This is a genomic window from Actinoplanes sp. DH11, assembly GCF_020873875.1.
Lineage (GTDB): Bacteria > Actinomycetota > Actinomycetes > Mycobacteriales > Micromonosporaceae > Actinoplanes.
Genome location: NZ_JAHWGU010000047.1, coordinates 33,822 through 46,110, shown reverse-complemented (window position 1 = coordinate 46,110; position 12,289 = coordinate 33,822). Strand labels below are relative to the sequence as shown.

Annotated in this window: 9 protein-coding genes; 1 reads left to right on the top strand and 8 read right to left on the bottom strand. The window is 66.9% G+C overall.

The genetic code is table 11. The features are described from left to right. Positions 1-2,690: 2,690 nt before the first annotated feature. From LPA41_RS39085 to rpmH, 8 genes are all read right to left on the bottom strand, one after another. On the bottom strand, positions 2,691-3,758 hold the full coding sequence (locus LPA41_RS39085; protein WP_229076537.1) for a ParB/RepB/Spo0J family partition protein: 1,068 nt from the start codon (positions 3,756-3,758) through the stop codon (positions 2,691-2,693). Next, positions 3,755-4,891 (bottom strand): ParA family protein, encoded by a 1,137-nt coding sequence (locus tag LPA41_RS39080; protein ID WP_308036668.1) that lies wholly within the window; start codon positions 4,889-4,891, stop codon positions 3,755-3,757. Before LPA41_RS39080 ends, LPA41_RS39085 begins: the two co-directional genes overlap by 4 nt. A gap of 654 nt (positions 4,892-5,545) precedes the next feature. Continuing rightward, positions 5,546-6,376, bottom strand: a complete 831-nt coding sequence (gene rsmG / locus LPA41_RS39075) for a 16S rRNA (guanine(527)-N(7))-methyltransferase RsmG (RefSeq protein ID WP_229076536.1) — start codon at positions 6,374-6,376, stop codon at positions 5,546-5,548. Positions 6,377-6,378: 2 nt separating this feature from the next. Then, the gene (locus LPA41_RS39070) at positions 6,379-6,948 is read right to left on the bottom strand and encodes a R3H domain-containing nucleic acid-binding protein (protein ID WP_229076535.1); all 570 of its coding nucleotides are present in this window, start codon (positions 6,946-6,948) and stop codon (positions 6,379-6,381) included. 96 nt (positions 6,949-7,044) lie between these two features. Further along, positions 7,045-8,070: a membrane protein insertase YidC gene (gene yidC / locus LPA41_RS39065; RefSeq protein ID WP_229076534.1), complete on the bottom strand. Its 1,026-nt coding sequence runs from the start codon at positions 8,068-8,070 to the stop codon at positions 7,045-7,047. A 1-nt stretch (position 8,071) separates the two neighbouring features. Then, positions 8,072-8,329, bottom strand: coding sequence for a membrane protein insertion efficiency factor YidD (gene yidD / locus LPA41_RS39060; protein ID WP_229076533.1), 258 nt, complete (start codon positions 8,327-8,329; stop codon positions 8,072-8,074). Next, a complete protein-coding gene (gene rnpA / locus LPA41_RS39055; protein ID WP_229076532.1) occupies positions 8,326-8,682 on the bottom strand; it encodes a ribonuclease P protein component in 357 nt (118 codons plus the stop codon). Before rnpA ends, yidD begins: the two co-directional genes overlap by 4 nt. Before the next feature lie 36 nt (positions 8,683-8,718). Further along, entirely contained in the window at positions 8,719-8,856 is a 138-nt protein-coding gene (rpmH, locus tag LPA41_RS39050; protein WP_014695313.1) for a 50S ribosomal protein L34, read from the bottom strand. Positions 8,857-9,446: 590 nt separating this feature from the next. On the opposite strand from rpmH, the gene dnaA reads away from it, so the two are divergent. Then, positions 9,447-11,279 carry a chromosomal replication initiator protein DnaA gene (gene dnaA / locus LPA41_RS39045; RefSeq protein ID WP_229076531.1) on the top strand — a complete coding sequence of 611 codons (1,833 nt, stop codon included), beginning with the start codon at positions 9,447-9,449 and terminating at the stop codon, positions 11,277-11,279. Positions 11,280-12,289 lie beyond the last annotated feature (1,010 nt).

Sequence of the window (12,289 nt, the reverse complement as noted above, 5' to 3'; positions counted from 1 at the left end):
TCAGCCCAGCTCAGCCCAGCTCAGCCCAGCTCAGCCCAGCTCAGCCCAGCTCAGCCCAGCTCAGCCCAGCTCAGCCCAGCTCAGCCCAGCTCAGCCCAGCTCAGCCCAGCTCAGCCCAGCTCAGCCCAGCTCAGCCCGGCCCGGCCCGGCCCGGCCACCGGATGATCCAGTCGCGTCCGCGAATCCGCCAGCGCTACCCGAGCGGGCCCAAGAACGACATCGCCTTGACCCTGAGCAAGACCGGTGACCGGATCGGAGGCCGGCAACGTGATGAGGGCGCCAAATCGCAGGCGAGCACTCCAACCTCCGTCTCTGGTTAGAGGCGAAGCTGCCGTAGTCGTTGCCGCCTGCACCACGAATGCCTACTAACAGGATCCCGCGGCACCTCATCCCCATGGGCTGCGAGCCGTCCCGGACATACGCGCATGACCCACGTGGGCCGCGCCCGACAGATCGCGTAGACGTCAGCTACCCGCCTCAAGCACGCCGGGAGCTTGCCGGCGTTGCAACTGCACGGGGCGATCAGCTGCGTCAAACAACCGGCGAGGCTCATCTCACCCGGACACAGCGGACGGGGAACAGGGACAGGGAACAGCTGACGACGGGCGGCGAACGGCGACTCCGCTCGCACAACTCGGCTCAGCCGGCCGAACCCACCTACTGCTTACCGCCCTGAGCATTCCATTGGATAGCCGCCAGGCCTCTCAGCATGCGGCAGCCGCGGGCGGGCGGGTTGAAGTAGCGACCGCAGCCACCCATCCACTCTGAATCTCCACCTCTGAGGGGAGCGGAACCAGCGACGCCACTTTCTCAGCACCGTTTCACGTGAAACATGCGCCCGTCGCACGATCGCACCCACGTCGGCCGAGCACAGCGGTCGCCGCTGGCACTGGTGGCCTGACCGAGCTGAAAGACCGCGTCCTGCCGCACCAGGCAGACGGCACCAGGCAGACAACCAAGAACAGATCGCAGCCTCCACCCCATTGGGAAGCCTGGCCGAGCTCGACTCCCATCACCGGCCGCCGCCGCATGAGGCGGCATGTGCCTACCCAAGCTCGACTCCACCAGCATCGCTGCCGTCACCGCATGAGGCGGCAGCCACCTCCACCGCATGAGGCGCATGTGCCTGCCTCAGCTCAACTTCGCCAGCATCGCCGCGACCGCACGGGATGGCATGCGGCCCGGTGTCCAACTACACCAAATGGGGATCGCCGAGAATGCTCGTACTCGGCTCTGGCCAACAGGCACAGGAGGCCCGGCTCCAGCACGGATGAAAGAACGGCCTTCCTCCAGCCGTCTGAAACGCAGCCCTAAGAAGGGCACGGACCACTCCGGGCAGCCGTGTTCCATCACGGCCCCACACCATCAGGCGACGACCTCGCTGACTATGGCGAAGAGAACGTAGTCGTCGGTCTTGCGTGGTGACCGCCTGCGCGCGATACCTGATTCCCGCACTCTGGCAGACCTGGATACCCGAGCCGAACGCTAGAACGGTACGCGCCTGCCGAGAGAGCTCGTGGAGCATGCCTTCTGCGACGGGAGCGCCTAGGGCTAGTGCTGTCGACTCAGCGACTCAGCGACTCAGCGACTCAGCGAGTCAGGCGTGAAGGCTGCGCCATCTGCCGGCAGCGAACCCAGCGCTCGAGACCGGTCAAGGCGTGGCTCAACCCAGGAGCGCCGCACAATCCGCGCTACCCGAACCACTCAAGGCCAATCCCCGACTTGCGATGCCGCAAGGTGCCGCGAGCGCAGTCGGGCCAGCCATGAAGCCCGCCGCGAAAGCTCAAGAAACCCACCGAACTCACGGGACCCTGCGAACCTGCGAACCCGAGCGATCCGCAGACCGTGCGACACATCAGCGGCGCAGGAAGGCGACTCTCGGTACGGATCATGCCAGGCGAATCCTGCAATCGGGGTCCACCGCGAAGCGACGCGTACCCGAGTAGGCCGGCCAGGGGGCGGAAGGAAGCATCACGCGAACTCGGGCGGCACGCGACACACGGGCATCAGCCGGAATCGAAGACTGTGCCGGCTCTCGACAAGACCTCGCTTCATCGACCCACGGCGTCCTGCGGCCGGACCGAAGTCACGGCAATCAACCGCAGCCGACCACACCACAGCCAACCTCTCGTGGGCGACGTCCACCACGATGGGATCAAGTGCCCGCCATCGCGCATCCGACACCGAACCAGCGAATCCCGGCTGATCCGCATTTCCCCGACACGGCACCTTCCGCGAGCCGGCACCTTCCGCAAGCCGGCACCTTCCGCAAGCGAGACGATCGAGTTCAAGGAAGCGACGACTCCCGAAGCCGACCCAGAGTGACGAAGAATTGATAGCTCGGCTCGGGCCCTCCGCAACCCCCCGGACGCGCCGAACCGCACCCTTCTGAAGCGCCAGCCGCCCGCAGGACGATCATGAAGAAGGCACTCGGGCATACCAGTGAAGCTGCAAGAACCAATAGCGGCCAAGCCCGAGATCAAAGGCGCAACACGTTAAGCACCCGCCCAGCCACCCAGAGCGACAACCAAACCCACATCAGGGCCCCAGCAAGACCTTCCAAAACCCCAGGAGAATCGTTCTGGGAGAACCGAGCGAAGACCCTTTCACGTCCCCCAACGCCAAAACCGGTGAGCAAAAAGCAAAGAGCGCGCACCCCAAGGGCACGCGCTCACCATCCGCCAAAGAAACTACTCAGAAGGCGAAGCCCCGTCCCCCCGGGCTCCTTCTTCCTCGACACCGATCATCCCGACGATCCGCTCAAGGTCATCGACCGTGGCGAACTCGATGGTGATCTTCCCCTTGTTCCGGCCGATGTCGACCTTCACCCGGGTGTCGAACCGGTCCGACAACCGATCGGCGAGATCGTTCAGCGCGGGTGCGTGCACCTTTGCCCGGCGGGCCGGGGCCGCCTTTTTGACCGGACCGTCGGAGACGGCCAGCTGGACCAGTTCCTCGGTGGCCCGGACCGAGAGCCCTTCGGCCACGATCCGCAGGGCGAGCTTCTCCTGCGCCTCGGAGTCGTCGAGGCCGAGCAATGCCCGCGCGTGTCCGGCGGACAGCACGCCCGCGGCGACCCGGCGCTGGACCGGGGCCGGAAGGTTCATGAGCCGTATGGTGTTCGATATCTGCGGCCGGCTCCGCCCGATGCGCCGTGCCAGTTCCTCGTGCGTGGCGCCGAATTCCTCGAGCAGCTGCTGGTACGCGGCCGCCTCTTCGAGCGGGTTCAGGTTGGCCCGGTGGATGTTCTCGAGCAAAGCGTCCCGCAGCATCGCGTCGTCGGGAGTGTCCCGCACGATCGCCGGGATCGTCTCCTTGCCGACGGCCTGCGCGGCCCGCCAGCGACGCTCGCCCATGACCAACTCATATCGACCGTCGCCCATGTCGCGGACCACGATCGGCTGAAGGAAACCGACCTCCTGGATGGAGGTCTTCAGCTCTTCCAGGGCCTCTTCGTCGAAGACGTGCCGGGGCTGCTTCGCGTTGGGCTCGATGCTGGCGACCGGCAGTTCGGCGAACCGGGCGCCCGGGACCGGTGCCAGCTGGTCCTCATCGAGCACAGCAACGGGTGCCGGCGGGGCGGCCGGAGCCGAGGCCGAGACCGAGCCTGAAGCCGGCGCCGGATCAGCGACCGCGATGTCCGACGGCGGAGCCGAGGGGGTGGGAACGGAGGCGGGTGCTGCCGTGTCGGCAGCGGGCGCCGTGGGGATCAACGCGCCCAGGCCACGGCCCAGGCCACCCCGCGGACGGTTCTTCATTCCGTGCCTCCTGTGTTGACCCCACGCATAGCGATCTCCAGGGCGGCTTCGAAATAGCTTGTTGCACCCCGTGATCCCGGATCGTAGGTCATCACAGACTGGCCGTAGCTCGGAGCCTCCGAGACTCGCACGTTTCGGGGAATGACTGCGTTCAGAACCTTCGTCCCGAAGTGGTTCCGGACGTCCTGCTCGACGGCGTCCGCGAGGCGCGTGCGGCGGTCGTACATCGTCAGCAGGATCGTAGAGACGTCCAGGGTCGGGTTCAGGTGCTGCCGTACCAGGTTGATGTTGTTGATCAACTGATTGAGGCCTTCCAGCGCGTAGTACTCGCACTGGATCGGGATCAGCACCTCCTGCGCCGCGCAGAGGGCGTTGACCGTCAGCAGGCCGAGCGACGGCGGGCAGTCGATGAAGACGTAGTCGAACTTCTCCGGGTGCCCGGCGATCGCGCGAGCAAGGCGGGACTCCCGGGCGACGACCGAGACCAGCTCGATCTCGGCGCCGGCGAGGTCGATCGTCGCCGGTACACAGAAGAGGTTCGGAATGCCCTCGACCGCCTGGGCAATCTCGGCCAGCGGCACGTTGTCGATCAAGCAGTCGTAGACGTCCGGCACGCCGGCGTGGTGCGGCACGTTCAGTCCGGTGGAGGCGTTTCCCTGCGGGTCGAGGTCCACCACCAGGACGCGGTTGCCGTGCAGGGCAAGCGCCACCGCCAGGTTCACCGTCGTGGTCGTCTTCCCGACGCCGCCCTTCTGGTTGGCGACGCAAATCACCCTGGGGTGGTCTGGGCGCGGCATGACAATCTCGCCGCTCGGGTTGAGGATCTGCACAGCTCGCAACGCTTCCATGGCAAGGGGCGGATCGTCCTCAACCCCGCCCGGCGTTTCACGTGAAACATGCTCGTCGGGCTGAACCGACTCATCGGTGATAGGCCCGCCCGAGGACGGCGACGCCGGAACGGGCGTCGCGGCGGGATTGGAGGGAGAGCCATAGCCGTACTGCGAAGGTGGGCCATATCCGCCCGCACGAGGCAGCGGAACGTTCTGCTCGCCTGCGTGCGGTCCGCCCACGCTCATTCCCGACGGCCTGTCGAGAGGCGACTCGGTTTCACGTGAAACACCGTACTCATGCACCGCTTTATCCCTGTTGACTAGGAACGGGTTGGCCGGCAGAACGTTGGTCCCGGCTGGAGGAATCTGGTCCAGACTATCGACGCCCAGCCAGCCTACGTGTGCCGGGCATGTGTCGCCATGGTCCGAAAGCTGATGAGTCGAGCGCAACCCGCGAGCATCACCCACCGGCGCCGCGTTCCGAAAGATCATCACTCCCGAGATGAGCGAAAGCGAAACCCCGGATTCAGCGCCAGCCGGCTTCAAAGCAGGCTTGAAATCGCTTTTGTACGCGCGAGGACATCCACAAAAGCACCCAAACCATCCCGCCGCCCCAAGTTCGCCCTCAGCCCCGGAATCACCGCACCCCGCCCCACACTCGACCACTACGGCTTCGGGCGCCACAGTGCCGTTCAGGCGCTCCAAATCCCCATCTCCACCAACGCCCGACCAGCGCGAACCGCAGGAGGCAGACCGCCCCAATCGGTCCGACCTACATTCACTTTCGGTCAGTCCACCCAATCCCCGGACGGGTGAACCACAGCATGGACAGTCGGCGCGGCAACTCAAGGCCGCGACCGCAACGCGTACCCGGAACTCGCAATCCAAGGCCGCAAGCCAACGCGGGGCAGGACAACCGTCCGCCCCGCGCCCGGCCTCGGCCGTCCACTCGGCCGGCTACCTCCGCCGGGAACCCTTGCGCCGCCCACCACGCTCGGCACCAGCGGCCCGCGAGCTCGCCTTCACGGCCCGCCCCGCCGCGACATGCCGCTCCTTCACCACATCGACCACCGTGGCCGGCGGGTCGATCAGGCCGACGCCGCAGAGGCGTACCGTCACGTCGCCCCCACCAAGACCCGCCAGCGCCCCGCGGTGTTCGGCTATCTCGTCCGCCGCGGAGGCGCCCTTGAGCGCCAGCAGCCGGCCACCGACCTTCGCCAGTGGCAGGCACCAGCCGGCCAGTTTGTCGAGGGCGGCCACCGCGCGGGCCGTGACGATGTCGGCCTCGAGATGACCCGCGACCTCTTCGGCCCGGCCGCGGATCACGGTGACGTTGTCCAGGCCGAGGAATTCGACTGCCTCGTCGAGGAACGCGGTGCGCCGCGCCAGCGGCTCGACAAGCGTGATGGCGAGGTCGGGCCGGGCGACCGCGAGCACGAGACCGGGCAGACCGGCACCGGACCCCACGTCGACGACCGAGGCGCCGGAGGGGATCAACGGGTTCATGACACCGCAGTTGATCAGGTGGCGTTCCCAGAGCCGGGGTGCTTCCCGGGGACCGATCAGGCCGCGGACGACACCGTCGGTGCCGAGCAGTTCGGCGTAGCGGCCGGCCAGGGCGAGCCGCTCACCGAACACTTCCGCAGCCGCGGCTTGAAACTCAGCGGGCGGTTCAGTGAGCGAGAGAGCCGGCGAAGAAGCCGGCGGATCTGTGAGCGGGAAAGACGACGGCCCGGGCGCGTCGAGGCCCGGGCCGAGGTCACCCGCGCCGGAGCGTGGGTCTGTCATGGTCAGTCCGCCGCGCGCACCACGATGCGACGGTTGGGCTCGACGCCCTCGGACTCGCTCTGCACACCCGGGAGCGCGTTGACGACGTCGTGCACGCACTTGCGCTCGAAGGCCGACATCGGCTCCAGGCGGACCGGGTCGCCGTGCTCCTTGACCTTCTCGACCGCGTTGCGGGCGACGGCGGCCAGTTCCTTGCGGCGGGCCGCGCGGTAGCCGCCGATGTCGAGCAGCAGCCGGCTCGGGGAACCGGTGGCCCGGAAGATCGCCAGGCGGGTGAGCTCCTGGAGGGCTTCGAGTGTGGCGCCGCGCTGGCCGACGAGCGGCTGCAGCCGGCCACCGACCACCTCGACCATCGGGCGGCCGGCCGAGACCAGCTCGTCGATGTCGCCGTCGTAGTCGAGGATGTCCAGCAGACCCTCGACGTAGTCCGCCGCGATCTCGCTCTGGCGGAACAGGTCGCTGTCCGAGGCGACGCTCTCCGACTTCTTCGCCTCCGTGGGCTCAGCAGATGTGCTCTGCTCAGCGACGGCCTCGGCCGGCTCGGCGGAAGGGGGAGTGCTGGTGTCGGTCACGGTCTCATCTCCGTTGTGTCCGATGTTTCCCGCTTCGCGGGGAGGTCTGTGGCTGCCGAGGGGAGCGCTCAGGCCCGGTCCGGGCCTGAGCTGCGATCATCCCTTGGGTTTGTTCGCCGGCCGGGTGCCCTTCTTCGGATTCACCGGTTTGGCACCGGGCTTCGGGGCCAGCGCCTTGGTGTCCACGGCCGGGACGACCGGCTCGGGGGCGGGCTTGCGGCCGAAGAGGCCCCCGGCGCGGGCCGGCTGCACCGGGCTCTTGATGCCGGCACGCGCGCCGGAGGAGGCCGGCCGGGCCGACGAGGTGTTCTTGCCGTTGTTCATCTGGATCGGCGGGAACTTCCGGAGCACCCACTGCTGCTGCGCCAGGGTGAACAGGTTGTTGGTGACCCAGTAGATGACGACACCGATCGGGAACAGCGCGCCGGAGATGAGCAGCGAGAACGGGATGCCGTACAGCATCAGCCGCTGGATCATCTTCTGCTGCGGGTCCTCGGCCCAGCCGGTCTTGAGGATCATCTGCCGGCTGGTGAGGAACGTCGTCCCCATCATGATCAGGACCAGGATGCCGGCCAGAATCTTCACGGTGGTGCCGTCAGCGTCGACCGCGGCGAGCTCGGCGGCGCTGGAACCGAACTTGGCACTGATCGGCGCGTTGAACAGGTGCGCGTTGGCGGCGCTGTCGAACTGCTCCAGCGACCAGCCGTACAGCAGCTTGTACTTCTCCGAGATGCTCGGGTCCAGGTGCTGGAGCACGTGGAAGAGGCCGAAGAAGACGGGGATCTGCAGGAACATCGGAAGGCAGCCCATGAGCGGGTTGGCCTTCTCCGTCCGGTACAGCTCCATCATCTCTTTCTGGAGCGTCTCCCGGTCACCCTTGTGCTTCTCCTGAAGCGCCTTGACCTTCGGCTGCAGCGCCTGCATCGCGCGCTGGCTCTTGATCTGCTTCACGAAGACGGGGAACAGGATGATCCGCAGCGTCACGACCAGGAAGATGATCGCCAGGATCCAGGCCCAGTTGGTGCCGAGCACACGGCCGTCCGGTACGCCGATGGCGTCCCACAGGGCATGCCAGCGCAGGAGGATCCACGAGATGGCGTTGTAGATCCAGTCGAGACTCAATCTAAGCTCCAGTCACATCGGCAGGACGGTGACGGATCCGCTCAGGCACCGGGTCGTACCCGCCAGGGTGGAAAGGGTGGCAGCGCAGGAGCCGCCAGACTGCGAGGCCCGTCCCTTTGAGCGCACCGTGCCGCACCAGTGCCTCCTGGGCGTACGCGCTGCATGAGGGATAGAACCGACAGCGTGCCGGCAGCACCGGACTCAAGTATCGACGGTACGCGACGACGGCTGCGGTCAGGAGCCGGGCGGCGACGCTCATCGCGGCCGCCGGGGTCGGCGGGCGGCGGCGACGGCACCCTCCAGATCGGCGGCAAGGATCGCCTGTGTCGCACCGGCGGCCGGCGGCAACGCCCGGACCACCAGGGAAGCACCCTCGGGGAGTTCGGCGAGCAGTGGCCGGACCAGGTGACGCAGCCGGCGGCGGACCTTGTTGCGGACCACCGCGTTGCCCACCGCTTTGGATACGACGAAGCCGGCGCGCGCCTGTGAGGCGAACGCCGGCTCATCGACAAGCAGGTGAACGACCAGGGTTCCGCGACCGGCTCGACGGCCACCACGAATCGCTGCGGCGAAGTCCGTACTACGCCGCAGTCGTTGCGCTGCGGCTAGCACGACTACCTGGGCATCCTGGCCGGACCAAGTGTCGGATCAGGCCGACAGCTTGTCACGGCCCTTGCCACGGCGGGCAGAGAGAATGGCGCGACCGGCACGGGTGCGCATGCGCAGCCGGAAGCCGTGGGTCTTGGCACGCCGGCGATTGTTCGGCTGGTAGGTGCGCTTGCTCACGTGAAAACTCCGTCTTCGTGCTTTAGTCCAGGGGGCATCCGCTGCAAGACGCCACTTTAGCAGAGTGCGGCGGAGCAACCGCCCAACCCTACGGAGAGGCTCTCCGACGGTCAACCATATCCTTGTCCGGCACGCCGACGGGTCCGGCAGAAACACAGGTGTCAGGTCTTTCCGCGCACAAAGTGAATCTTTTCCCGCGCACGGGCGGTGTGCGGTCAGGTCGGCGGTTGTAGTCCGTGTGTCACCGCTGTTAGCGTGCGCGGTTGCTGGTCTCATCGGCCGTTCGCACACCGCGAAGCGGCGGCCAAAACCGGACAAGCAGGTGGATCGTTCGCCACGGTGAGCCTGTTTTCAGCCCGCGCCACTACAGGCTCCGGTAAATCTGCCGACCAATCCGGCCGGGAGCGGTCACTGGCAATGCCACAGGTTGTGGATAACCTGTGGATAGTCGGTGGCGCCGTGCGTGTTCAGCACGACAGCTGTGCTGGGTTGGGGGGCCGACGGGCGCCTGCACGGGCGCCGACGGGCACAGGCGGAAAGGCCGGACACAAGGTCCACCGGGGGTCGGTGGCGATGGGGGTGGCGCGGCGGTGGCCGATCAGGTCGACCTTGGTGAGGTCTGGAAGGCAACTCTGGGCGAGTTGTCCGACGAGATCGCCTCACCGCAGCAGCGCGCCTACCTTCAGCTAGTCCGGCTCCGGGCGATAGTCGAGGACACTGCTCTCCTATCAGTTCCGGACACGTACACCCGTGATGTCATCGAATCCCGGCTTCGCGCGGCGATCACCGAGGCCCTCACCCGCCGGCTGAGCCGGCCGATACAGGTCGCGGTCACCGTGCGCCCGCCGGAGGACGGGTCGGGCATGCCCGGCACCGTCTACGGCACTCCGCTGGAGGCCGCGCAGCCACCGATGGAGCCGCAGCCCCGGCACTATGCCGAACCCCCGCGCTACAACGACGCCGGCCCCTATCAGCCGGAGCTTCCGGGTTATCCGGGACAGCAACGCGCATCGGAACCGGCGTACCCGCAGGAGCCGTACCCCACCGGATCCGCACAGCACTCCCGCAGCGTGCCCACCGCGCGCGACGGCCAGGAGGCGCTCTTCGCCGACCCGCTGCCGCCGCAGATGCCGCAGCCGCCGATGAACCGCCCGCCGGCCCGCCCGGCGGAGAAGGCGCCGGAGCCGCCGTCGCCGAACGACTCCAACGTCCACCGGATGGCGGCCGACCCGGCACACCTGCGTGACAACCAGCGCCGCCCGGACGAGCGCCCCGGCATGGCCGGCCCGGACCGCCGCGACGACGCGATGCCGACCCGCGGCGACAACGGCCCCGGCCGCCCGCCGCTGGACCTGCGTGGTCCCGGCGCCTCACCCCGCCCCGGCGGCAACGACGGCAACCGGCTCAACCCGAAGTACATGTTCGAGACGTTCGTCATCGGCTCGTCCAACCGCTTCGCGCACGCCGCCGCGGTCGCCGTCGCCGAGTCGCCGGCGAAGGCGTACAACCCGCTGTTCATCTACGGCAGCTCCGGACTCGGCAAGACGCACCTCCTGCACGCCATCGGTCATTACGCCACCACCCTGGGCCACGCCCGCTCGGTGCGCTACGTGTCGACCGAGGAGTTCACCAACGATTTCATCAACAGCCTGCGGGACGACAAGACGCAGGCGTTCCAGCGCCGGTACCGCGACGTCGACATCCTGCTGATCGACGACATCCAGTTCCTGGAGAACCGCGAGCGGACGCAGGAGGAGTTCTTCCACACCTTCAACACGCTCCACAACGCGAACAAGCAGATCGTGATCAGCTCGGACCGCTCGCCGCGCCAGCTGGCCACCCTCGAGGACCGGATGCGGACCCGCTTCGAGTGGGGCCTGCTCGCCGACATCCAGCCGCCCGACCTCGAGACGCGCATCGCGATCCTGCAGAAGAAGGCCGCGCAGGAACGGATGTACGCACCGGACGACGTGCTGGAGTTCATCGCCTCGCGCGTCTCCAACTCGATCCGTGAGCTCGAGGGCGCCCTGATCCGGGTCACCGCGTTCGCCAGCCTCACCCGGTCACCGGTTCAGCTCTCGCTGGCCGAGGAGGTCCTGCGCGACTTCATGCCGGACGGCGCCGGCCCGGAGATCACCGCCGACCAGATCATGGTCTCCACCGCGGACTACTTCGGCGTCTCCCTGGAGGACCTGCGGGGCCATTCGCGCAGCCGGGTCCTGGTCAACGCGCGCCAGGTGGCCATGTACCTCTGCCGCGAACTCACCGATCTCTCCCTGCCCCGTATCGGGCAGGCCTTCGGCGGCCGCGACCACACCACGGTCATGCACGCCGACCGCAAGATCCGGCAGCACATGGCGGAGCGGCGCTCGCTCTACAACCAGATCGCCGAGCTGACCAACCGGATCAAGCAGAACACCTGATCCACCCTCGCCGTACCGGCACACACAGGCGCTGACCCACCGGGCGCCTCTTCGGCATGTCCACAGCTGGAACGCACCGGGAGCCGAGTTTGTGCACAGGCCCTGAACAGCCAAAAGGGCCAATCACCGGGGTACGGGCACAAGTTGTCCACAGGCTGCCGAGATCAACGGGAAGTCTCCCGCCGTCGGCCGGATCCGCTTCGGCACCGCGGGACGGCCGAATTCGGTTACCCACAGGCTGTGCAACCACTGTGGCCACATACCCACAGGCACTTAACCTGCGACTACTCCAAAACGGGTCGAGTTATGCACCGGCTCGTCCACAGGTTATACCCAGATCATCGCAGCTCAGCGCAGGAATCGACGCTTACAAGACCCTTAAAGCGAGGACGGAAAACGGCTACTTGTCAACGTCGGAACGGATCGGTTTCGTGCCAACGTTATCCACACTAATCCACAGGCGTCCACAGGCTTTGTCCCCAACCGGTGGACAGAGCCCGACAGTGAAACCCACAGATGTGGACAGAGACTGGGGAAATCGATGTGGACAGACACAAGGAGTTACATCTTTGCCCACAGCCTGTGGATGCCTGTGGATATCCTGTTGAAGGTTCTGGGGACGACGGGGCTGAAGCGTCCCGACGTTATGCACAGGGCGGGGGATAAATCCGGTGGATAACCGGTGGATAGCCTGTGGACAGCGGTGGACAACGCCCGCCACGATCGAGGCTGTGGACGCAGACGGGGGTTTATACCCTGGTTATCCACCTGTGAGTCACCGGTGGATAACCCTGTGACCAGCGGAAACTCGAGTTCTCCACAGTATGCACAGCACCGATGAAGACGACTAGTTATCTCTTTAATAGAGAACAAAAAACAATCATCAGCGTTGTGGATGGTGTGGATGAGCCCGTTGCGGCTCCTCGACGCCCCGGCTCGACTGCGCAGCACCGAGGGTCGGGCGCACGCCGGCACCGCCGGAGCCATAGAGTTCAGTGGGGTCGACGCCC